Annotated in this window: 18 protein-coding genes and 2 tRNA genes; 6 read left to right on the top strand and 14 right to left on the bottom strand. The window is 52.3% G+C overall.

Annotated elements, in window-relative coordinates; all coding sequences use genetic code 11:
* From HY768_09385 to HY768_09320, 14 genes are all read right to left on the bottom strand, one after another.
* A partial coding sequence (locus HY768_09385) for a type II toxin-antitoxin system RelE/ParE family toxin (protein MBI4727411.1) occupies positions 1-296 on the bottom strand: 296 nt, incomplete at its 3' end.
* Positions 283-483 carry a hypothetical protein gene (locus HY768_09380; GenBank protein MBI4727410.1) on the bottom strand — a complete coding sequence of 67 codons (201 nt, stop codon included), beginning with the start codon at positions 481-483 and terminating at the stop codon, positions 283-285. The genes HY768_09380 and HY768_09385, both read right to left, overlap by 14 nt.
* Before the next feature lie 176 nt (positions 484-659).
* A complete protein-coding gene (locus HY768_09375; protein ID MBI4727409.1) occupies positions 660-860 on the bottom strand; it encodes a hypothetical protein in 201 nt (66 codons plus the stop codon).
* Between the two features lie 426 nt (positions 861-1,286).
* Positions 1,287-5,270, bottom strand: coding sequence for an immune inhibitor A (locus tag HY768_09370; GenBank protein MBI4727408.1), 3,984 nt, complete (start codon positions 5,268-5,270; stop codon positions 1,287-1,289).
* Positions 5,271-5,673: 403 nt separating this feature from the next.
* Positions 5,674-7,767 carry a tetratricopeptide repeat protein gene (locus tag HY768_09365; protein MBI4727407.1) on the bottom strand — a complete coding sequence of 698 codons (2,094 nt, stop codon included), beginning with the start codon at positions 7,765-7,767 and terminating at the stop codon, positions 5,674-5,676.
* Between the two features lie 12 nt (positions 7,768-7,779).
* Positions 7,780-8,565 (bottom strand): class I SAM-dependent methyltransferase, encoded by a 786-nt coding sequence (locus tag HY768_09360; protein MBI4727406.1) that lies wholly within the window; start codon positions 8,563-8,565, stop codon positions 7,780-7,782.
* Positions 8,566-8,614: 49 nt separating this feature from the next.
* Positions 8,615-9,400 carry a polyprenol monophosphomannose synthase gene (locus HY768_09355; protein ID MBI4727405.1) on the bottom strand — a complete coding sequence of 262 codons (786 nt, stop codon included), beginning with the start codon at positions 9,398-9,400 and terminating at the stop codon, positions 8,615-8,617.
* Positions 9,397-10,626 (bottom strand): radical SAM protein, encoded by a 1,230-nt coding sequence (locus tag HY768_09350; protein MBI4727404.1) that lies wholly within the window; start codon positions 10,624-10,626, stop codon positions 9,397-9,399. The genes HY768_09355 and HY768_09350 overlap by 4 nt, the downstream gene beginning before the upstream one ends.
* A 3-nt stretch (positions 10,627-10,629) precedes the next feature.
* Positions 10,630-12,330 carry a carbamoyltransferase gene (locus HY768_09345; protein MBI4727403.1) on the bottom strand — a complete coding sequence of 567 codons (1,701 nt, stop codon included), beginning with the start codon at positions 12,328-12,330 and terminating at the stop codon, positions 10,630-10,632.
* Positions 12,330-13,091 carry a class I SAM-dependent methyltransferase gene (locus HY768_09340; GenBank protein ID MBI4727402.1) on the bottom strand — a complete coding sequence of 254 codons (762 nt, stop codon included), beginning with the start codon at positions 13,089-13,091 and terminating at the stop codon, positions 12,330-12,332. The genes HY768_09345 and HY768_09340 overlap by 1 nt, the downstream gene beginning before the upstream one ends.
* On the bottom strand, positions 13,088-14,164 hold the full coding sequence (locus tag HY768_09335) for a radical SAM protein (protein MBI4727401.1): 1,077 nt from the start codon (positions 14,162-14,164) through the stop codon (positions 13,088-13,090). Before HY768_09335 ends, HY768_09340 begins: the two co-directional genes overlap by 4 nt.
* The gene (locus tag HY768_09330) at positions 14,161-15,054 is read right to left on the bottom strand and encodes a glycosyltransferase (protein MBI4727400.1); all 894 of its coding nucleotides are present in this window, start codon (positions 15,052-15,054) and stop codon (positions 14,161-14,163) included. The genes HY768_09335 and HY768_09330 overlap by 4 nt, the downstream gene beginning before the upstream one ends.
* A 2-nt stretch (positions 15,055-15,056) precedes the next feature.
* Complete coding sequence (locus HY768_09325; protein MBI4727399.1) at positions 15,057-16,037, bottom strand: glycosyltransferase family 9 protein; 981 nt, start codon at positions 16,035-16,037, stop codon at positions 15,057-15,059.
* A 629-nt stretch (positions 16,038-16,666) separates the two neighbouring features.
* Positions 16,667-19,567 carry an AAA family ATPase gene (locus HY768_09320; protein MBI4727398.1) on the bottom strand — a complete coding sequence of 967 codons (2,901 nt, stop codon included), beginning with the start codon at positions 19,565-19,567 and terminating at the stop codon, positions 16,667-16,669.
* A gap of 401 nt (positions 19,568-19,968) precedes the next feature.
* Here HY768_09320 and HY768_09315 point away from each other — a divergent pair.
* The 6 genes from HY768_09315 to HY768_09290 all read left to right on the top strand — a co-directional run bounded on the left by HY768_09315 (position 19,969) and on the right by HY768_09290 (position 22,329).
* Positions 19,969-20,045: transfer RNA gene (locus HY768_09315), tRNA-Arg, on the top strand.
* Between the two features lie 29 nt (positions 20,046-20,074).
* Positions 20,075-20,530, top strand: coding sequence for a nucleoside deaminase (locus HY768_09310; protein ID MBI4727397.1), 456 nt, complete (start codon positions 20,075-20,077; stop codon positions 20,528-20,530).
* A gap of 301 nt (positions 20,531-20,831) precedes the next feature.
* Complete coding sequence (locus tag HY768_09305) at positions 20,832-21,473, top strand: XylR N-terminal domain-containing protein (GenBank protein MBI4727396.1); 642 nt, start codon at positions 20,832-20,834, stop codon at positions 21,471-21,473.
* A 2-nt stretch (positions 21,474-21,475) separates the two neighbouring features.
* The gene (locus tag HY768_09300; protein ID MBI4727395.1) at positions 21,476-21,736 is read left to right on the top strand and encodes a hypothetical protein; all 261 of its coding nucleotides are present in this window, start codon (positions 21,476-21,478) and stop codon (positions 21,734-21,736) included.
* Positions 21,737-21,823: 87 nt separating this feature from the next.
* Positions 21,824-22,066, top strand: a complete 243-nt coding sequence (locus HY768_09295) for a GIY-YIG nuclease family protein (GenBank protein MBI4727394.1) — start codon at positions 21,824-21,826, stop codon at positions 22,064-22,066.
* A 169-nt stretch (positions 22,067-22,235) separates the two neighbouring features.
* Positions 22,236-22,329, top strand: a tRNA-Ser gene (locus HY768_09290).
* Positions 22,330-22,658: the final 329 nt, after the last annotated feature.

The raw sequence follows: 22,658 nt of genomic DNA, 5'->3' as shown, positions 1-22,658 counted from the left end.
CGTTGCTCCCTGTAACGTATTGTTAATCCAGGCTTCCTGGTTATTGCCGATTTTTTTCGATTTGTAGTGTATATAAAAGGGACGGAATTCAGGGAAATAATACTGTAAACAATTCTGTAGTCGCCCACTCTGATACGATAAGTATACTCAGAGCCAGAGATTTTCCTAACTCCTGCTGGAAACGGATTTAAGGCTAACGATTCAATTGCCTTCAGAATTTTTGGGATGATTTCTCTCTTAATCTTTTCCAGTTCTTTTCGTGCAGAATTTTTCCATACGATTTTATATAAATCCATCTATCTTCAATTCACCAATCAATTCCTCATGTGAGATTGTGGATTCATCTCTGCGTTCAGCCACTATCGCAAGATCCCCTACATCTTCAAGAAGTTCTTGAAATTCTAAAATAGGCAGAACAACTGCTGTTTTTTCGCCAGAGTCGGTTGTAATGTATTGTGGTTTTAACTGTTTTAAGTTTAACATTGTTCAGTCACCTCCATTTTGCATTTTGATTTCTTGCCCTGAGCGGCCCGGCTGAGCCACCGGGCTGAGTTTATCGAAGCCTTGCCGAAGCCTTATCGAAGCCCTGCCGAAGCCTTTGTCAAAAGGTTGCATTTTGCCCCCGGGGCGTAAGCGCATCCTATATTAGTAATCCAGCGCTACTCCGCCGGGTCCAGTTCCTGTACCTGCAAAGCCTGGCGCACTTCGTCGCGGGTGGCGTGCCCCAGTTCCACCAGGCACTCTCCGATTCGTTTGGCCGTTCCCTGCATCTGCCGCCAGCGGGCCGTGTTTATTTGCTCCAAGGTTACGTAACCCAGGGAGACCATTATCTCGCCGATGATTTTTCTTTTTTGGGCCATGGTTCTTCGCAACTAACTAACTCTACTAACAAGTTAAATTCTCCGCCTATGATAGTCCCATTCATTCAGGAAGCAACCGGTGAAGTATATTCTCGAACTCATCCCTCTGTCCCTTCTCTGGGCCAGAGAAGGGAACCAAAGGGTTGAGTTGGGTTGTTAGTTCCAAACCCACTTATTTATTTTCCAAGGGACCGAGGGAGCCTGCGCTGCCTGCCCGCCGACTTGCTTGCCCCGCCAAAGGCGAGGCTCTGGCTTGCAGCGGGGCCATGGGTTGTGGCGGTGGTCCGCCATAGTTGGCAACGGAGGAGGAAGCCAAGAGCGTAGGCGGGAGATAGGCTTATATAGTGGCTTGCAAAGCGGTGAGGTCTTGCATCAAACCCCTCTCCAAGTTGGAGAGGGGTTTGATTTGTAAAAAAAGCTAGCCGATTACTTTAGCACCATCATCTTCTTGGTGGACGAGAACTCTCCGGAGATCAGCTTGTAGAAGTAGATGCCGTTGGAAACCTGCCGTCCTTTGTCGTCGGTTCCGTTCCAGTTGACGCTGTAGAACCCGGCCTTGCGGGTATCGTTGGCCAGGGTCCGCACCTGCTCGCCCAGCACGTTGTAAACCGCCAGGCTGACCTTGCCCGGGTTCTTTAAGGCGAACTTGACGGTGGTGGCGCCGCGGCCCATCGGATTGGGATAGTTTTGCGACAACTCGTAGTTTAGCGGCACCTTGCCCACGGTCACTGTCAGCGAGCCGGAAAGTTTTTCGTTGTCGTATGTATCTACGACATACAGTTGGTAATAGTAGGTGCCTTCGGTCTCCACCGGATCGGTATAGCTCAGGCTGCCGCTGGTGTTGCTGCTGCCGGCCCCGTCCAGGGCCGCTCTGACCTCGTAATTCTGGTCGTCGGCGGAGCGCTTGATCCTCCACTGGTAGGCCGAGGCCGAGGCCCAGGACCACTGCAGGGTAACGCTGTAGCCGGAAACCGAGGAGGCAAAGCTGGTAACCTCCACCGCCAGCGGGCTGGACTTGACCGAGGCGCCCCAGGTGCCCAGGCCGTAGTAGTTTACCGATTTTATGCTATAGGTATACGCGGCCTTGCCGCCCTTGGCGTTGTTGTCGACGAAGCTGTCGGCCGCGCCGCCGCCGAAGCTGTGCTGCCTTCTGCCTATCGTATCCGCTTGCGTCGGCGGGGTGGTGACGCCGTCGGCCTGGCGGTACACAAAGTAGTGGCTTACCTTCATCTCGTCGACATTGGCCTTCCACCATTTGATCTTGTTGCTGGTGGAACTAATGGCCGTCACCTTCTGGCTGTCGGGAGGAGTGGGTAACACCAGATCCGTCACATCAACTTTGTAGATCTTGCCCTCGTCCATGGAGCCGCAGTACAGGTAGTGCTTGGTGCCGACGGCACCGCGGACATAGGCCACGGTTCCCACCGGGGCGTAGGGCACGCCCAAGGAGTCGGTAACCTCTATGGCTGCGCCGTAGGTGCCGTAGTTGCCGTAGCTGGAAGGCCCGGGCATTACCTCGATGGTTTTGGCGTCGACGGCATTCCGGCGGATTAAATAGTTCTTCCAAACCGAGGTGGTCCAGATGCTGGAGCCGTCGTAGGCGACGGCCCGGCCGTTCCACCACGAGGGATATTCGGCGGGGGTGCCGTAGGCGGTGTCATTCCAACTGTAGCCGTAGCGCTTGACCGCGGTGCCCGAGGCCGGTTTGCTCATTACTATCAGCGATTCGCACCTCGCATTGGCGCCGGTAAAGTCGCCGGTGCCGTAGTTCTGCCAGTAAGCCCACAGGGAGTCCCCGGGCAGGGGGTCGGGCCCGACCGTATCTATTACCGAGGGGCCCATGGATATGCCCCGGATGCGCTTCATGGGGGTTCCGCCCCAGGCCACGTTGGGGGCCTTGAAATTCGCCTCCGTGGTAGTTGAACGGTTGGTCCTGAACACCGAGTCGGCCAGGGATATCCACAGTTTCCCGTTGTTGTCTATGTCGATGCCGCCGCCGTATCTGCCGTTTTGTTGGACGGATCCCCGGTTGTTGATGGAGCGGATGGTGTCGCCGGCCACCAACGGGTTGTTGGTGGTGTTCTTCTTGACGGCGTAAACCCGGGTAGACCAGGATGAGTGGTCCAGGTTGGCATTGCTCAAAAACACGGTGTCGGCCAATACCGCCACCGAGCTGGGCATTATCCGCCAGTCCCAGGTGGTCCCGCCCACCCGGATGTTCTGGAAGTCGTAGGTCTTGACTACCTTCAGGCCGCTGATCCTCTGGGTAAAATAGCTGGTGGTGCTGTAACTGGGGGTGTCGCTCTTGAAGGCCACTCCAAAGAGTATGTCGGTGAACTTGGGCGCGTCCTTTTTTATTGTCACCACGAAAGGCAGGCACTGGCCGCTGGCATCGGTGGCTATGGCGCCGTCGCCTACCTGTTTCCAGCCGGGGTTGGTAACGGAGGCCCACTGGGTTCCCTTCGCCACATACAGCGAGCACTGGGCCCCGGCGGTGATGGCCACGCCGGTGTTGCGGAAGGTCATTTTTAGGGAGTCGGTCTCCCAGGGATCAAACAAGCTATTATTGTTGTTGGCGGTGTTGGCGGTAACCGGATCCAGCACCACCGAGGACACATAGCCCACCACCGGAACGGCGGCCGCCTTGCCGGTGCGGGCCACTTTAAATTTCATGGTGGGGCCTTCCCTGGAGACGTCATAGATCCAGGGTCCGTTGCCGTCGCCGTTGCCGGTGCCGCGGTTGGTCTTGCAATTGGGAACGGACAGCGAGTCGATGGCGTTTTCAATATATCCCCCGGAGCTGACATCGTCGGCCGAATAAGCGGCGTTGGCCGGGTTGCGGGGGAAGTTGGAGTCCCCGGCGGCATAGTTTAAATTGGGGTTGACGCCGGGATTTTCCACCCAGGAATAATAATATTTTTTGCCAGGCGGTCCGCCGTTGAAGTTCGGCGCCGTACCCGCCATCCGGGTATCTATGTGGGTGATGAGGATGCCGTTCTCGGGCAGGCCTATTTCGTAGGGGGGGGTGCGGTTGCGCACTTCCACGAAGAACACCTGGGCCGAATCGCGGAAGGCGTTGTTGCGGATCCGCCACAGCCGGATGCCGCTGGTAACATTGCCCCGGTCGGCCTCGCCGACTGAGTCCAAACAGGCGACGGTATACTCTCCGTCGCCGAGGTAGGCGCTGGAGATGGAGTCGGATTTGCCCGACGCTCCGGCCGGCAGCCAGCCGTCAACGGCGCCCAGATCGCCGTTAATATCGTAAGTCAGGTGTCCGCCCGGGAACGAAGGCTGGGAGCCGCCCGGTTCGCCGTTCCAGGAGCCTGAGGCCATTAAGGTCCACTCGCCCCAGGGTTCGCCGCTATAGCCGTAATCGTAAAGGTCCGGCGCGCCTAGCTGGTGGAACATCTCGTGGGCGAACACGCCCAACTGGCCGTTCTGGGGGCAGACGATGCACTTGTCCACCGTGATGCCGTCCAAGCTCCAGCCCAAGCCGGAATAGGAGGCCGACCAGATATCGTTTTCGCGACCCGATTCCTCCTCGCCGGGGCCGGGGTGCACCACTATCAGGCCGGCCTGGACGGCATTATCGTTGGGATCGCGGAAATCGACCGCGGCATTGGCGGCATCGGCGGCGGCCTTCATGTAACCGGTGGTGTTGCCGTCGGCGCCGCTCCAGGTTTTACCCGAAGCGCGGATGGTATCCACCCCGGTGATCTGGTCGTCGCCCCAGGTGTAATGGCCCCACCACAGCTTATTATAGGAACACTCCCAATAGTAGTTGCTCATGCTGGGGGCTTTAGAACTGTCGGCCACCACCGGCTTGAGAGAGTCGGCATCGCCCGGAATAAGGGTCAGCATATGCTGGTAAATGCTCTTGGGAAAAATGGTCCAGGGGTTGGGGTCCTTGTCGGAGAAAATCTGGAAAGTGCTGTCGCTGAAATTGCCGAGGAGGACGTTGCAATATTTTTTGCCGGTGGGTGCCTTGCTGGGTTTTTCCTTGGTTCCGCCCACTCCGTAAAGGGTCTCCTTGGCCCATTTGTCCCGCTGCTCGTCGGTAACGTTTATCTGCAGGTGTTTGTTCCGGGGCAGTTTGGAGATCGCCTCGGCATTGGGCCGTAAATGCGGCTTGTAGGGGCAGGCGGCCCGGCCAACCATCAGATTGGTTGGAACCAGCAGGCCGTTTTCCTGCCCGGCAAAAGTCCACCAGCCGTCTTTATTTTGGATGATGGAATAGCCATCCATATCTTCGGCCCAGCTAAAATGCTCGTCACCCTTTAATAGGACGGTAAATTTGCTGCCGTCGGGCTGGGTAAGCGTGGTCGGGCGGGGCCTGGCAGGTATGGCAAAGGCATTGACCGCCAAAACCACTAAAGCCAGAACCACTAACCACTTGGTGATGTTCTTCATGATTTTCTCCTGTTTTATTAATTTTGGTTAATATTGGTTAATATTTTCATTAACGTTTAAAAAATATGCAATTAATATACCAGAGGCGGTCCGGATCGGATTGTTAATAGGTAATTTATTCATTTGCATAATGTTATATGCTGTTCTGATCTATTTAAAGCTATATGTATTATTTCTTTGTTTCTTTAATAAATGCAATATTTTACCGTTCATAATATAAATACATTGATTTACAATGAGTTGCTGAAGTGTATTTTTTGCACTTTGCGCTAATTTGTCCAAAAATTTCACCATTGTTACCCGCTTGCCTGACTTTGATACTGATACACTCAGCAGAAGTACGGCCGGTGGTTTTGATGCTTCAACTTGGTTCAGCACAAGTACACCCCGCCAAGGCGATAAATTACCAGCCGGCGTTTTTCAAATTTTTTGCGGCCTCCGAGGCCGGGTCAATTGCCGCTCCTTTGCGCCAATACTCTACGGCCTTTTGGCGGTTCCCTCGTTTCATTTCAATTATTCCCAATCTATTATACGGCCAAGGGTCCGAGGGGGCAACTTTTGTCGCGGTGAGGTATAATTTTTTTGCTTTTTCATAAAATCTCCGGGATTCCATAAGGTAGCCCCAATTACAGTAAGCTTCGGATAAATTGGGGTCCAACTTTGCCGCCCGGCGATAGGCGGCAATTGCTTCCTCAAGCCGGCCCTTGGTCCGCCACACATTGCCCAGATTGTTATAAAGACTGCCCTCATCAGGGTCAATCTTCAAGCCGGCCATGAGGCATTGTTCCGCCATCCGCCAATCCTGACGATAAAAATAATAGTTATAGGCTATCAGATGCGGCGTCGCCAGATTTTGGTCTTCCCGCAGTCGTCTCTCTATCTCCGGCAGAAATTTATCCGGCGCGATCTCCAAATCAGGAGCGGCTGGATTGACATAACGGTATTCGTATTTAGCGATTAAATCGCGCTGCTTCCCGCAACGGCGCGCATATATCAGACATACGTCGTCCCAGAAGACCAGCGCCCAATCCGGGCATTTTGAGAGAATTTGATGAAGGCGGGAAGTCTGGCCGGTTTCGGGATAGTCCAATATCAGCCAATCAACTTTGTATTTATCAAGCAGATTAAGATTGCCCAGCATGATTTTATTATAATCGGAAAGTATTTTCCGGTAAGGGCTCAAGCGGCCGTCAATAAATACCGGCGCCCGATGCCATAACAAAAAACCGCCCAGCCGGTAACTGTTAAACGCCGGAGAATTGTCCCCGGAAGTTTTCAAAAAGGCCGCCGCCTTTTCGGAAAAAACCCGGGGCTTCCATCCCCAGCCGGCGCGTTCCCATCTCCCCCGGCCGGAGTTCCAGCCAAAATGAAAGATGTATCCGATGACGAGCGCCCCCATAACACAAACCGTGGCCAATGCCGCATTTTTCAAACCGCTAGCGACGGGCTGCCGAAGCCGTCTTTTTTGGAAAAAGGACGCCGCCGCTTGATGCCAGTGGACCGCCGTCGGCGCCATGGTTAGTAATACTAAAAAAGACAAATACCGGCTTGCCTTCAAGGTTAAAGCCGCCAAGATGAGCCAAACTACGGCTTCGGATATTTTGACTTTACGCCAATTTAAGCCTAATCCTAATCCGGAAAATCCCATCCAGATAATCCCGTATAACACGAAAGGATGCTGGGAAATTATGGGGGACAATAAGGGGCCATACTCGGATATTGTCTGACCGATCAGGACGGCGAATTTCCTCGTCTCGGGATCAATGAGGTATTTCAAGGCTTCAAATAGCAGCCGGAATCCGTAAGGGTTGACGGCCGTAACCAGCGCGGCTATAGTTGCCCCAAACAAAAGGAGATTAAACTTCTTCCAGCCTTTTCCTGAAAATCCCGCTAAAATTTCATCAAGACAGGAAACGGCCAAAAGAAATAATCCAAAGACTAAGCCTAAATGCAAATTGGCCCAAACGGCAAAGCCCGCTCCAATGACCAGCAGGAAAATTTTGGATGAAACCTGGTTTTGCCTGAATAGTTCCAGCAGCCAGACAAGACCGATAAGAGCGGCGAAGGTGAATATTTGGATTCTCTCGGCAAAGCCGATTTGGGCCGCGGCCGCCGCCAATCCGGCGGTCAGGAGGGCGATAATGGGGCTTACCTTTTTCTTGCGCATCAACAGCAGGACGGCGGCAAAGATTATAACCAGCAGGAGCGCCTTGAATAGAATAATTCCATTTATGCCGGCAAAAGAATACAGGCCGTAAAAGAGCAAACTGGCGAGCCATTCATGCATTATCCAGGGCTCTCCCAAAGCGGTATAGCTCCAGGCGTCTATCGCTGGAATCTGGCCGGTCTCCGCAATAAACCGGCCGGTGCTCAGGATTATCCACAAATCAGGGTCGGAAGCAGGAATTATTGACAGCGTTAGAACCAATAAAACTACAGACGCAAAAACCAGGCGCCACCGCCAGTTTTTTATAAATATTTCTTTAAAGTTTTTCATAAATTACCGCCCTTACTTTTTGCCCGGTCTTAAGACGAACAGCCAACCCGCGGCCAACCGGGCCGGCAACAGTTTAGAAAATACGCCGTCTAAGCGATCGAAAAATTCAAAAGCCCGGCGCCGTTGAAGGATGCGGTTGACTACCGGTAAATGCAAAGCGAGCAGAAAGGACCCGACTTTGTAATACCGCTCCACCTCAAATCCGGTCCGCAAAAATAGTTCCACTGCTTTATTCAGGCTAAAGTAGTGCAGGTGGGGATTATCCTCAAAATTGGAGCTAAATCCGGCTAACATCTTTCTAACCAATGGATCATTTATAAAGAACGGCCTTAGCCGCCTGGCCAGCCCAAGCTTTTTGGGAATCAGACTGAATATCTCATAAGGGCCATGGCCATTGGGTATGGCTATCAAAACCACGCCTTGCGGCTTGGTCAGGCGTTTAATCTGCGCCAACGCTTGAACCGGGTCGGGAATATGTTCCAAGGCGTAAGTAAATGTCACGGCGTCAAACCTTCGGGTTTCATTCCAGGCAGTAATATCAGCCTGGACAAATTCTGCCGAAAGACCGGCCGCAAGTTTTTTGGCTTCTTCTATAGCGCAAGCCGAGATGTCCACCCCGACCGCTTGATATCCCGCTTCGGCCATTGCCCGGCACAAATTCCCCGAGCCGCAGCCCGCGTCCAATATTATGCCGATGGGCCTTCTTTGGCCTTCAGTCTTCATGACCGAAAGCGCTAATTCAAGGAATTTCCTCCCACCTACGATGTGATGATATAATTCTTCTTTTTTATCTGCCATCTTAAAAGGCCTTCGTGGTTGTTGTAATGCCGACAGATCGTACATTTTTTCATTCGTTAGCGGTTCTTGAATTCCGCAAAATTTCATTAGTATACAGTTCTATTTCCTCGGCCGTCGGCAATCTTCTTATCCGCGAGAATAGAAACCACAATACTAAAATCATCAAAAATCCTTCTATAAAGACCTGCCAATTAAAGGTGGAGCGTCCCCGGACTCTATCTATAAAGACCACGGGTATCTCTTTCAAACGAAAGCCTTTTAAATGAGCTTTGTATAGAATTTCCTGGACTACCGAAGGCCCCAAAGAGATGGCATGGTCCAGATCAATGGATTCTAAAACTTCTCGTCGGAAGCAGCGGTAACCCGATGTGCCATCACGAATCTTTATTTCTAAAATCCGGCGAATATAAATGTTGGCGAAAAAAGTTATCAAACGGCGCAGCCAGGGCCGTCCGCAATCGCGCCCCCCCCTGACGAACCGCGAACCGACCGCCACGTCGCAGTCCTCCATCGCCTCCAGCATGGCCGGCAAATAGCGGGGATGGTGCGAAAAGTCGGCATCCATTTCGACCACGTACTTCGCCGGCCAGGTCAATATCTCCTTGAATCCGGCAAGGCCGGCCACTCCCCGGCCCCGCTCGGTCAGCCGCTCCATCACCGCCACCCGCTCCGGATGCCGGCGGGCTAATTCTTGGGCAATCAAACCGGTGCCGTCGGGAGAACAATCGTCCACGATCAGTATTTTCAAGTCAAGGTTCAAGGATAAAATCTCCTCCACCAGCGGGCGAATGTTTTTCGCCTCGCAATAAGTGGGTATCATTATACCGGCAATCATTTCTTAAAACTCTCTCTTAAAAGTTCCAATGCATTTTGAGCTATGATTAGTGCCTGTGTAATACTTTTAATCCCTAATGCCCTTTTCAAAGGACGAGGAGTAGCCAGATTAAACGAGGCATAATCTAAGTTAAGAGTCATAGCCAGTTCCATTGTTTTTAAACATTCTTTTTTGCTTTCACCGGGAAGTCCAAAAATAAATGTAGCTACGGTTTGAATTTTCAGCTTCTGACACCAGCTCAACGCCTCTTTAGCGCGGTCAACATCTATTGCCTTATGAATCTGACGGCATATTTCAGGCGTGGCGCTCTCCAGGCCAAAGACGATCGTATGACAGCCGGCCCTTTTCATCAACGATAATAATTCCTTATCCACCGCATCTATCCGGGTATAGCACCCCCAGCCAAATTTTAAATTATTAACCAACATTGTTTTCATCATTTCTTCATTGCGCTCCCGCGGCACTCCATAACATTGGTCGCCAAAAAAGATCTCTTTAACTCCTAATGATTTCAAGTAGAGCAATTCTTCAATCACATCCGAAACCGGCCTGAATTTATAGCCCAAGACCCCTGAAAGACAGAAACTACAACGATACGGGCAGCCGAAATCGCTGACCACCACGGTGTATGGCAGACGCCTTAAAAAAGGATGGCGATAAAGCCGCAGTGGGAAGAGTTCATGCTGGGATATGGGAATGCGATATTCGCCGCTCGCTGCCTGCCACTTCCCTACCCAACTACCATTGTCTTTTTTAAAAGCTATTCCCTCATAAGTAAAGCTATGCTCAACCCTTTTCTCAAACTCATCAAGAAATCTTGCTAAATTAGGAGTGGTATAATCAAAAATCACCGCTTCAAATATAGATTGCCACTCCTCTTTGCTCCAATTTGCTAAAAATAAATCGCCGCAACCGATGAGTAGTAAATCTGGCAGTTCATTCTTCAATTGTCTTAAAAATATAACATCCTCGGGCCAGGAAAGCCGGCTGGTCAAGACTATTGCTGCTTGTGATTTAAACGCCAGAATTTCGGACATTGTCTTTGGTGGAGATAACCTCTGGACGATGGCATCAACCGCTTTAAGTTTGTGTTTATTCCACAGCCAGCCGCTTATGACAATTAAATCAACCGGCGGATTGATATAGCCAGTTTTGGAGACTTTGGCGCAATAGTTGTCCCGCAAATACAGTTTTTTGCCAGGAGGGTTCAATAAAACAATTTTCATTTTTCACTGAATCCTTTTTACCAAGTAGCGCCCTATAAACAGGCAATCCATCTGACTGCGCTGGAAGGTAGATATAGCATCCTCAGGAGAACAAACTATTGGTTCGCCTTTTAAGTTAAATGAAGTATTTAGCACTGCCCCCAGACCAGTGAGCTTTCTAAATTCAACAATTAAGTCATAAAATAACGGGTTTTGCTGGTGACTTACAGTTTGAACCCTGGCCGTCCCATCTAAATGAACAGTAGCAGGAATTAAATTTGCCATTTCTGGTTTAACCTTAAAGGCTAAAAGCATATATGGAGAAGGGGTAGAATCTCTTAGGAATCTCTCTCTATCTTCCAATAATATGGCCGGAGCAAAGGGACGAAATGGTTCTCTAAATTTTACTTTTGCATTCACTATATTTTTCATCTCCGGCTTTGAAGGGTCGGCTATAATACTGCGATTTCCCAGGGCCCGGGGTCCAAATTCCATTCTCCCTTGGAACCAGCCGATGACTTTCCCCAGGGCAAGCAAGCGGGCCGCTTCAACAGAAGGCTGCGAACAATATTGATATTTTAACCGGGCAATTTTTATAGCCCTGAGACACTTCTCATCGGAATAAGCTGGTCCGAAATAGACATCCGACAGGGGCGCCCGCCTGCTCTCGGGAAGTCCGGCAAATGCCGGCAAAAGAGCCGCGCCCAAACTGCAGCCCGCGTCATTAGCCGCCGGCTGAATAAAAATGTTCTTGAAAGGCCCTTCTAGCAATAAACGGCCATTAACAGCGCAATTCAACGCCAGGCCGCCGGCCAAACAAAGCGACTCCTGCCCGGTGTGCCGATGCAGCCAGAAAGCCAACGCTAATACGGCTTCTTCCAGCATGAGCTGCAAGCTCGCGGCAATGTCCTGATGTCTTTTTGTTATTTCCTCATTCTTTTCTCTGGGAGGCCCTAAAAGTTGACAAAGCCTTGACGAATACCACCGGCTCTCCCCTAAGGCAAAGCTGAAGAAGCGCCAATCTATGTCATAAGGATGGTGGTGAGAATTGGGATTTAACCGAACTATTTTTCTAAAGGCTTCGGCATAAGCGGGTTTACCGTAGGCGGCCAAACCCATCACTGTTCCCTCCCCCTCATTCTTCTCAAATCCCAGATATTCCGTAACGGCTGAGTAGAGATAGCCCAAAGAATTGGGAAAGGGTAACCCTCCGCATTTTTTAATGCTCTTCCCCTGTCCCAAGTAAAAACCGCAAGCCAAATATTCTCCGCTGCCATCCATTGTTAATATGGCCGCCCGTTCAAATGGCGAGAGAAAAAAAGCGCTGGCGGCATGCGTCAAGTGGTGGTCATAAAATCTTACCGGAATCGTCCGGGAGCAGCCGAAACTCCTCTTTAGCTCCTCATCTATCAGTTGCATCTTTAAAAAATTATGCGGATTCATCCCCTCTTTGAACAGGCCCAATGAATAGGGAAAGTACTTGAGAAGCCAAAATGCCTTGGCGTAAAGACTGGCCCACGGCCGCCAATAGAAACCTACTCCGGTTAGCTCGGCAAGGGAAATCCCGGCATTTTCCAAACAAAAACGCACTGCTTGTTTGGGGAAAGCGGCCGAGTGTTTCCGGCGGTCAAAACGCTCCTCCTGGGCCGCCGCTATTAACTCGCCATCCTTGACCAGGGCGGCGGAGCTGTCATGGTTGCCGGATGTTAACCCTAAAAAATACATTATCTTCTGATGGTGTTTTTATAATTCAAATCAGCGGCCTGTTTCCCAGCTTTAATAAAAAATACTTGCGCCAAAAGAGTCGGGAAAAGTTTTTCCAATCTAAAAAGAATGATCATTGAGCCTAAAAAGCTGAATTTTGAAAATCCTGGCCGGTAAAATTTTCTGGGAAACCAATACTCCGCCTTTTCCGCCGCAAATCCAAGCCGTTTTAACATCGTCAGAATACCCTTCCGGCTGAAAAAGCGAATATGCTCTTGAATGCTGCAACCCGGCATGGTTCGGTCGCTTACGGCTGTGAAATCCCGGAATTGTCCGGTAAACAAAAAATACCAGCGATTATACAGCATCCCAGCATTGGGCACAGCCAACAATAATAGACCTTTGGGCTTTAAAACCCTTCGGACTTCTTGCAGTAAATGTTCAGGATCAAACAGATGTTCAAGAATATCAAAGGTTATGATGACATCAAAAGTAGAATCCTTAAAGGGAAGCGTTTCATCCTGATAAAGGACCGAAAGGAGGCCGCGCTTTTGGGCTTCCAATAGCGCTTTGGTTGAAATGTCTATTCCAAAAACAGTATATTCTCTTTTAAATCCCGCCGACACCCGGCCGTCGCCGCAGCCAAGGTCCAGAATGCTCAAATCCTGCGAGCCCTTAATCGCCTGAAATAAAAAATTCCTCTTAAAAGTCAACAACTCGCTATCCGGGGGCAAATAACCTCCGCCGCTCCAATATAGTTCATAATATTCCCTGATATTCATTCCATCCCCTCAAAAACTATTTTCCCCAATATTTTAAAAGACGTTGCCGTATTTAACATCATATTGGTGTAAGCCGCATTTGCCAAAGGACAAGCGCAGCGACGTAATTTTATTTTTCCCCTGGTTTCGGCAGCTTTATCAGAATGCCACAGTTTTTTTAAATCGTAATCATAATCCGGTAGCCGGCCCATCTCATCGCCCCTGATGCAACAACCCCAGACGGCCCCGTCCGGCATTATCTGGACCGAAGCAAAACCGGCATAGCAGGGCAGTCCCTTTTCGCCCCTGAGAATTTTATAGACATAGCCATAGTACTGTTTGCGGAAGGCCTGAGTCAGGCCGGCCAATCCTTTCCTTTTCTTCAGCTTGATCTCTTCTATCAGGTCGTCGGCTATCGCCTTATATTCTTCCGGGGACGGGGTGATGTCCAAGCTCTCGTTCAGCAACTCCACCCGGTTTTCGGCCACCTCGGCCACCATGGAACCGGCCCCCAGCTTTTCCAGTTCCGCGCGATGCCTGGCAAAACCGTCAAGATTTCTTTTTGAGATGACAGTGCCGATGCCTGTCAGGAGATTGCCTGGCCGGTCCTTCTTCAACGCTGCGACCGTGGCCGCGGCATTCCGCCAGGCGTCCCTATGGCCGCGGATGTCGTTCTGCTCGTCTCCGGTGGAATCAATCGAAACATTGACGATGAAATTGATATGATGGTGCCGTTTCGCCAGGTTCCCTGCGGTTTCCGCCGTCTTCTCGGGAAAACTTCCGTTGGTGGGGATATTTACCAGCTGGGGGCGGCAGATGGCGCAGCACATCTCGACGATATCCCCGAAATCGCCGCGCAAAAACGGTTCCCCCCCGGAAAAAGTGACCCAATAAGGCGATCGGCCCAAAGATAAAAATAAACTGCGGTAATCGCGGATCGTCATTTCGGGGAGGTCTGACTGGTATATCCGGCAGGTAGCGCAGCGGTAATTGCAGCGGGCGGTTACGCTGATGGTGTAATTCAGCGGCATGATTACCGGCCAGCCCCAGGCCCTGAACATCCGGTAAGGGATCTGTCCGGCAATGGGATTCACTTTTTTCCCTCCAGGCATTTTGTGGAAGCGGCCGTATCCCACACAAAAGGATTTTTTCCGGCCAGATAAAAATCATACTGGGCCAGGGCCCTGGCCCAGAATTCCAAAAGGACCGAGCCTATCAGAAACAGCGCTTCTTTGGGCGTAAATGAAAATTCGCCGACCAGCAGCTTAAGGACCTTGACATTGTCCATGGTGTCGGGCAGTTTCCAATCGGGCCTCAATTTCAAGAGGTGATAGTAGCCGACAAGATGACGCCTCCGGACTTTGAGGAAATCCCCGATATTATCCGGCCCCCGGTTCCTGAAAATGGCCTGGGGTATGTATTGCGAAAGATATCCTTTCTCCAGCACCTGCTGAACTATCCAAGTCTCGTCGGTGGCGGTATCGGCCGGGATGGAAGAGAACACCTTGCGGAAGGCCACCGCCTCGCCGGCCTTGAAGCTCTGCAGGCCTATCTGATGGTGCAGTAACCAGAACAGGTTCCCGTAAAACCCCATGAAACTGGACCTATCGTTCACCGGGATTATCCTGCCGGCCGTTACGCCTATCTTATCGTTAGAAAATGGTTTGATCAGATGCTTCAGGGCGCCGTCATCAGGCAAAACATCCGCGCTCATCAACGCCAAAAGATCGTTCGCCGATTTCTCGATAAAAAGATTGACTGCCGAGGCCTTTCCCTTCCGCTGCGGTTCGGTAATCAGCCTGACCCTGCTGTCTTTTGCGGCATATGACCGGACGATGGACTCGGTTTCGTCGGTGCAGCCGGAGGCCACTACCACGATCTCGGAAAGCCCCGAAACATCGGGTTGATATGCTAATAGGCGGTCCAGCAATCTGCCGATATTGGCCGCCTCGTTATAAGCTGCAATGCCTAGGCTGAAATTCATGATTATAGGTTTCTCTTTACCGCGGCCAGCACGTCCTCCTGGGAAATTCCGGCCAGGCATTTGGCCCCGGCGCAGGAAGTTTTATAGCAGGGGGAACAATCCAGCCTCAGATCCAGTTTCTCTCCCCGCCCGTACAGGTCAATTTCCTGGCTGCAGGTGGGGCCGAATAAAGCGATCACTTTTCTCTCCAGGGCGATCCCCAGATGCATGGCCAGGCTGTCGGCGCTGACAATGATGTCCAGACGGGAGATCAGGGCCGCAAACCGCCTGAGGCTAAGATCGCAGGGTGAAGCAAAGATTCCGGGAACCAGGTGGGAAATCTTTTTGACCAAAACTTTCTCCCCGGGTCCGCCCAGGATAATTGCCCGGCCTATTTTCTCCTGGTTGATGCTCCGGGCCAGCCGGGCATAATTTTCAACCGGCCAGGCCTTGGTGGGAAAGGCCCTTCCCACCCCGGTGTTGAGGCCGATCAGCGGCAGGCCTGTTCCTCTGCGAAACAGGTTGCTCAGATAAGCCCCGGCCCATTGGGATTCTTCCGGGGTCTCCCGGTATTGATATTTCTGCCCGGTATATTCAAGCCCGGCAGCCTCTATTATCAGTTGCTGGTAACTTTTTTGATTGATTTGAAATTTAAGACGGTCCGACAACCCCAAGTCATAAAGATATCGGCTCTCTTTGTTCAGGGGAACCAAGGCGCCCTTGGGATCCCAGCCAAAGCCATATTTGCGGCGGCCCGCCAGTATGGAGGCTAAACCGGCGGCCCGCGGTTCCTTGTCTAAACAGATTATCCGGTCGAATCTTTCGACCGATAATTGAGTCAGGAAGTAAAAATCGTAACCTAGCAATTCATCCACCGATGGATTGTTGTAAAGCAGGGGAGCGGCATCGGCATCGGTCAGCCAGGTAATCTTCGAACCGGGATATTTCTGTTTCAGAGCCAGGGCCAACGGCGTAGTCCTCAGCACGTCTCCCTTTGCCGCCAATTTTATAATCAGAAATCTCTCCTTCCAGGGAGAATATCTTTTACATTCCCGGCAGTTCGGGCTTATCGGGCACGGTTTGACACCCAAAAAGCGGCGGCAATCGGATTTCCAGCGCATATTATTTTTGTTTAATTTCGTTTACTATATTGCGGATTCCGCCAGCTCGGCTCACCTCCGCTTGGGGCGGAGGGACCCCGCCGCTATTATATTCCAATCATTGTGGCGGTGGCAACTCTCCGCTTATGTTATGCTTTCCGTTTATGGAGACAGTATTTAGTTCTCCCTGAAAAACCCGCTAAACACTCGAAAAAGCGCGAAATGTTGAATTCAGAATATTACTTTAACATATTTTGTGATCAATAGGTTATGGATTTTCTGAGTTTTCGTGTTTTTCAGGGAGAACTAATTATTAGCGAGCCTTATTTGTCTTATGGATCATTAGCGGCCAATACCATTGCCCTGGCTGTTTTGATATGAAAGTTCTTTGTTTAGCGGTGCAAACAACAAGGGAACCGCTGAATAACAGCGGTTCCCTTGTTGCTTTTCATGAAGAAACAATAATCACAAAGGCACACCGCGCTTTCTGATCGGAGCTAATGACACGGCGGATTTTAAAAATATGCGGAAAACTATTTCCCCTGCTGCATCTCAACAGACTTCTTGGCCTCCTCGGCCTTGATCTCTTCCTCGATCCTTTTAGTCAGTTCCGGCAGCATCCCGGCCTCAACCATTTTGTCGAAGATCTCCAGCGAGCGGTCGTAGTGGGCCAAAGCCTCCTGGTTGGCGTAGACCTTCTTAGCCTTGTCCCCGGCCTCCACCGAATAGAAGAAGGCCGGCTCCCAGTTGTTGGCGTGGTAATAGTGGTGGGCCAGCAAGCCAAAAGCCTCTTCGATTTTACCCTGATGCGCTTCCTCCAACTGGTCGCCGATGGCGTTGTGCAGCTCCCGGCGCTTGGCAAAGGGCAGGCTGTCGTAGGCCACCTCCTGGGTCATGATATGCTTGAACATATAGCCGTCCTCGCCTTCCAGCAGCACCAGGTCAAAGCGGTTGAGGTCGGCCAGCGCCGGCTTGATCTGCTCCTTTTGGGGATAGATGCCGGACAGCAGGTTAAAGCTGAACTCCCGCCCGATCACCGAGGCGAACTGCAGCGCCTCCTTGGTCTCGTAGCTTAAGCGGTCCACCCGGCTCTTGATGACCCCCTGGACGGTGTCGGGGATGTTGACGTTCTTAACCTCCGAGGCCACCACCTGCCACTTGCCGTCCTTCTGGTCCACCACCTTCTGCTCGATCAACGACTTGACCACCTCTTCCACGAAGAAGGGGTTGCCCTGGCTCTTCTTCAGGATCAGCGCCTCCAACTCCGGCGGCATGCCCTCGATGGCAAGCAGCGAATGCACCAATTCCAGGCTCTCTTCCGGGGTCAGCTCTTTCAGGTTGATGGCCTGGTGGTAGTCCTTGGCGGCGAATTCGTGCTGGGTCTCCAGCGGCCGGTAGACCAGGCATAACAGGATGGCCTTTTCCCCGATGTTGCGGGCCAGATAGTTCAGCAGTTCCATGGAGGCGCCGTCGGCCCAGTGCAGGTCCTCCAAAATCAGCATCAACGGCTCCTGAGAGGCGCCCCAGCTTGCCAGGTCCAGCGCCAGGTCGAACAGCCTCTGCTGGCGCAGCTTGGCGTCCAGAGATTTGGTGAGTTGGGTCTCTGGCATCTGCGCCCCGGTGATCTCTCCTATGATCGGGGCCCAGTCCTTCAGTTGGGGATCTATTATGGCCAGGGCTTTTTCGATCTTTCGGGCCTTCTGCTCCGGGCTGTCGGTCTTTTTAAGCCCCAGATAGGCTTCCAAAAGTTCGGACCAGGGCAGATAGCTGATGGCCTGGCCGTACGACTGGCAACTGCCGCCGAACAGGGTGTAGCCCCGCTCCATCCAGCGGCTGGTGAGGTCGCGGGTCAGCCGCGACTTGCCGATGCCGGCCTCGCCCGCTATGGACACAATCTGGCCCTTGCCCAACAGGGTTTTTTCGATGGCCTGGTTTAAAAGCTCCCGCTCCTGGCTCCGCCCCACGATGGCCTTGGACTCGGAGATCCACTTGGCAAAGATGTCTTCGCCCACCTCTTTTTTGGCGGTCACTTTAAAGATGCTGATGGGGTGCGCCTTGCCCTTGAACTGGCGCTCGCCCAGGGGCTCGGCCAGGAACTTGTTCTTGCATTTGCGGTGGGTGGCCTCGGTGATCAAAAGCTCCTCGTCCTGGGCCGAGCCCATCAGCCGGGCGGCCAGGTTGACCTCGTCGCCCATGGCGGTGTATTCCCGGCGGGCCGCCGAGCCCACCGTCCCGGCAAAGACATAGCCTGAATTGATGCCGAATTTCTGGTGCATGCCGCCGTAGGAAAACTCCTGATGCGAAAGCATCTCCAGCCCGCAGAGGGCGGCCCTTATCTCGTCGTCCTCGTGGGATTGGGGGGCGCCGAAAAGGATCAAAGCCCTTTGGCCGTCCTGGCCGGAGTCAATCTTGTTGAGATGCCCGTCGTAAGATTTCACCGTCTGCTGCAGCACCTGGTAATAGTTCTGCAGTTTGGCCACCGCGCTGGCGTCGTGGTCAAAATCCAGGCCGGAAAAACTCAGGAACAGCGCCGTGGCCCGGGTATGCTCCCCGCTCTGGGCCCCGGACTTGGGGTCGGCGATCATCCTTTGGAAAAGCCAAGGCGGCAGGTAGGCGGCCAGATCCTGGATCTTTTGGGCCATGGTTTCGGGGCTGAGGTCGGCTTCCTCTTTTTGCTCCAGGCCGGCCGGAGCCTGGTCCGTCAATTCCAGAAGCTGGAAGGTATCCCCGGATTTTTTTTCGTCCTTTACCGATCCGGTCAGAGCCTGGTGCATTTCTTTGGAAATTAGGATCTGCCCGGCCTCGGCTTCGTCCTCCAGCCTGGCGGCCGCGGCGGCCGATTGGCCGGCCAGCAGGTACTGCAGGCCTTCCTTTTCGCTTCCCACCCGGCAGATGGTAAAGCTTCCGGTGTGCAAAGCCAGGTGCAGGCCCACCGGGAACGAGCCGATGGAGGTTTTTACCTCGGCAAAATTTTTTACGAACTCGGCCATCTCCCAGGCGGCCTGGGCGGCCCGGCGTTCTTTGCCGGCGGTTTCGTCCGGAAGGGGCTCAAAAATAACGGTGATGGAATCGCCGCCAAAGCGGATTAGGTCCCCCCCGTATTTCAGGGCGATTTTTATCAGCGGCGAAAAATAGCCGTTGATGATGCTGGTGACCTCCTCGGCCCCCTCCTTGCCGGTGCGGGAAAGCCGTTCCGATAAAGTGGTGAACCCGGAGACGTCGGCCAGCAGGATGGCGGCCGTCAGCTTTTCGCCCTTGATCAGTCCCTGCCGCCGGGCGTGCAGCCCCCTCGGCAGGTAGGGCGACAACGCCGCAAATAGTCGGTTGAGCTTCTCGGAGGCTTGCCGGGTTTCCTCGCCCGAAAGTTTTCCGCTCTCTAATTTTTCGGCCAATGGCTGGCCCAAATATTTTACCAGGCTGGCGTCTAGTTTCATTATTTAATCTCCGTTAAAAAATAACGACTGCTGCTCCAGTTTGATATTGTATCAATTAGTTTTTAAAATTACAAGCCTTTTATTTTATTTTTTATTCGCCCCCTAAAAATGGCTTGACTTGAAATGCCTTAACAAGTTATAATTAGAGTTCTGGAGTAACTATTCGGGCCAGCCTTTCATCACACCAAACAGGCCCTGAGTTAAATCGAAGGGCCTCAAAGCCCGCCCAGAAGCCCCGGTAGCGAGCCCTTTGGCAGAGTTTCTGGGGTAATTCGCCATCACGAACCGGCACTGAGTTATCGTCCTGCCGTATAGCCAATAAGACTCTTGTGAGCCTGGTGTGAAAAAAATCTGATGGCTAAATAGTTACGTTCTTGCTTTGATCAAACGAAACCATTTGTGCGCCCGTAGCCCAACTGGATAGAGCAACGGACTACGAATCCGTAGGTTAGAGGTTCAAATCCTCTCGGGCGTACCATTTTTATGACCGACCAAGACCTGCCATATATGCAACGGGCCCTGAAGCTGGCCCAAAAGGCGGCCCTGAACAACGAAGTCCCGGTCGGGGCCGTGGTCGTTTACAGTGGCAGGATCGTGGGGCGGGGCTGGAACCAAGTGGAGACAAAACAAGACGCCTCCCGGCACGCCGAGATCATCGCCCTGGCACAAGCTGCAAAAAAGCTTGGCCGCTGGCGGCTTACCGGCTGTACCCTGTATGTAACCCTGGAGCCCTGTACCATGTGCGCCGGAGCCATGGCGCTGGCCCGGATCGACCGGCTGGTATTTGCGGCAGTTGACCCCAAGGCCGGTGCCTGCGGCTCGGCATTTAATATCGCCGGGGACAGGCGCCTCAATCACAGGATAGAAATCAAAAGCGGCGTTTTACGGGAAGAATCTTCAAAACTACTGAAAGACTTTTTTAAAGAAAAACGGAAAAACTTTGACTTTCAACGGCGTCCATGATATATTAACCCGGTCAATATATTTGTTGCATTCTATCCGCTTACGCTTTCATATTAGCAACCTCTCCTCCACGCCTGCCCACGGCCCCGCTTGCCCCGCAAAGCGGTGGCAAAGCGGAGCCTCGCCTTTAGGCGGGGCATGGCGTGCTGAAGCGCACCATGGCCTGCCTGCGCGTAGCCGCTTCGGCATAGGCAGGCACGCAGGTACGGTTTGGAATCGGCGTAATCAGAGAAAATCCGTGCAATTTATTTATTGCCCCCATTAATAAAAATGATGTAAATATTTTAACAAAGGAGATAAAATGGCACAAACGGTAAAAGTCCCCGCACAATTCGAGTCAATATTTGCGGAGGCCGAAAAGAACGTCCGTTCCTTTTTCGCCAGCATGGTGTCGGACCCGACCAAGGGAGTCATCACCATCGGCGGAGAACGCTATATCCTGATGCGGGGAGAATCCATTTTCCTTTCGCTGCGGAACAAGATGATCGCCGATTTTGGCGCTGAGGTCGCCGCTTCGTTTCTCTACGATCTGGCTAAAACCGTGGGACGCAGCGATGCCCGGCATTTCGCCGAAAAGCTGGGGTTGAAGGATCCTATCCAGCGGTTGTCGGCCGGCCCGGTCCATTTCAGCCACACCGGCTGGGCGTTTGTGGACATTCTGCCCGAAAGCAGGCCCACGCCCGATGAGAACTACCTGCTGGTTTACAACCATCCCAATACGTTTGAGTCGGCTGCCTGCCTGCGCCAGGGAAAACGGAGCGACCACCCGGTATGCCTGTTCTCGGCGGGATATTCGGCGGGATGGTGCTCGTTCAGCTTCGGGATCGAGCTCGACGCCCGGGAGATAATGTGCCTCGCCGCCGGAGCCGGCGATTGCCGGTTCGTGATGGCCCCGCCTCAGCGTCTGCAGATGCAGGTGGACAAATATTTGACAGGATCCTGACCATGACGATCGACACGGACGAAAGCAATATAAAACACACGATCCTCGATATCTTCCAGCGCTACGCTCCTGAAGCGCCGGAGGATACCATCCGGAAGATCGAGCAAACTGCCGGCCTCAAGCTGGAGGCCGCGACGCCGGAGAACGTCGAGCCGTTCTTGGAAGCCATGCGGGTTGAACTTTCCAAGTCAATGGAAGACTGGAAAACTAGATTCGTCACCGGGGTCCTGCGGCAGATGATCAACAAGAGGCCCCGGGCCTGATCCATTGTTTTCTGGCCTGGCACCGGCAACAGAGGCGAGCAGCAGCAGCAGCGGGTTCCCCACTCCAGGCGGGAAAGGCGCACGATTATGTATTGGGTCTATATCATTCAAAGCATTACGACAAAGAACTATTATACCGGCTACACTTCAGACTTGGTACAGCGTTTAAAGCGACATAACGCAAACCAAACCAAGTCCATCAAAAATAGCGGACCGTTTGTTATAGTGCATACAGAAGAATTCAAGACTAAAGAAGACGCATTTCGGCGTGAGCGCCAGATTAAGAGATATAAAAGCGGCAATGCCTTTAAAAAGTTGGTTAATAAATAAGCGGAGAGTTGCCACCGCCACAATGATTGGAATATAATAGCGGCGGGGTCCCTCCGCCCCAAGCGGAGGTGAGCCGAGCTGGCTGCCACCGCCGCAGCGGGGTCCCGCCCAAGGCGGGAAAGGCGCACAAAGACATACTCCGTGTTTGTTTTATTTAGTAAATATTTGCGGAGAGTTGGCCGAGCTGGCTGAAGGCGCACGACTCGAAATCGTGTATCCCGTGATGAACGGGATCCGGGGTTCAAATCCCTGACTCTCCGCCAGACTGCGCCCAAGCGGGCAAAAATAATCGGCAGGCTTTCACCTTCGTTGCGACTACGGCAAGCAGGTCGTCTGGCAGGCCAGATAACATATATCATGCAGTCAATTTTCAGGTCGGTAGTATCAGCTGCCGGCCATTATTATTACCTCAGGCTACACTAAGAGCTTATCCTCAAATGAATAACGGTTGACTTTGGTATGAAACCGTACACCCCCCGATGCCTATATATTGAGGGTGAACTTTATTTCGGATATTAATGTAATGACCCTTTTATACTCGGAGTATATCCGGAGCCATTCTTTTTCGATGTCCCATTCTACGAACACGAAT

It is taken from the genome of candidate division TA06 bacterium (assembly GCA_016208585.1).
In the GTDB taxonomy this organism is placed as follows: domain Bacteria; phylum Edwardsbacteria; class AC1; order AC1; family EtOH8; genus UBA5202.
This window is presented reverse-complemented; position numbering and strand designations above follow the sequence as displayed.

Coding starts and splice junctions, on each gene's coding strand:
- HY768_09380 (MBI4727410.1), bottom strand. CDS start 483: ATGTTAAACTTAAAACAGTTAAAACCACAATACATTACAACCGACTCT.
- HY768_09375 (MBI4727409.1), bottom strand. CDS start 860: ATGGCCCAAAAAAGAAAAATCATCGGCGAGATAATGGTCTCCCTGGGT.
- HY768_09370 (MBI4727408.1), bottom strand. CDS start 5,270: ATGAAGAACATCACCAAGTGGTTAGTGGTTCTGGCTTTAGTGGTTTTG.
- HY768_09365 (MBI4727407.1), bottom strand. CDS start 7,767: ATGAAAAACTTTAAAGAAATATTTATAAAAAACTGGCGGTGGCGCCTG.
- HY768_09360 (MBI4727406.1), bottom strand. CDS start 8,565: ATGGCAGATAAAAAAGAAGAATTATATCATCACATCGTAGGTGGGAGG.
- HY768_09355 (MBI4727405.1), bottom strand. CDS start 9,400: ATGATTGCCGGTATAATGATACCCACTTATTGCGAGGCGAAAAACATT.
- HY768_09350 (MBI4727404.1), bottom strand. CDS start 10,626: ATGAAAATTGTTTTATTGAACCCTCCTGGCAAAAAACTGTATTTGCGG.
- HY768_09345 (MBI4727403.1), bottom strand. CDS start 12,330: ATGTATTTTTTAGGGTTAACATCCGGCAACCATGACAGCTCCGCCGCC.
- HY768_09340 (MBI4727402.1), bottom strand. CDS start 13,091: ATGAATATCAGGGAATATTATGAACTATATTGGAGCGGCGGAGGTTAT.
- HY768_09330 (MBI4727400.1), bottom strand. CDS start 15,054: ATGAATTTCAGCCTAGGCATTGCAGCTTATAACGAGGCGGCCAATATC.
- HY768_09320 (MBI4727398.1), bottom strand. CDS start 19,567: ATGAAACTAGACGCCAGCCTGGTAAAATATTTGGGCCAGCCATTGGCC.
- HY768_09310 (MBI4727397.1), top strand. CDS start 20,075: ATGCAACGGGCCCTGAAGCTGGCCCAAAAGGCGGCCCTGAACAACGAA.
- HY768_09305 (MBI4727396.1), top strand. CDS start 20,832: ATGGCACAAACGGTAAAAGTCCCCGCACAATTCGAGTCAATATTTGCG.
- HY768_09300 (MBI4727395.1), top strand. CDS start 21,476: ATGACGATCGACACGGACGAAAGCAATATAAAACACACGATCCTCGAT.
- HY768_09295 (MBI4727394.1), top strand. CDS start 21,824: ATGTATTGGGTCTATATCATTCAAAGCATTACGACAAAGAACTATTAT.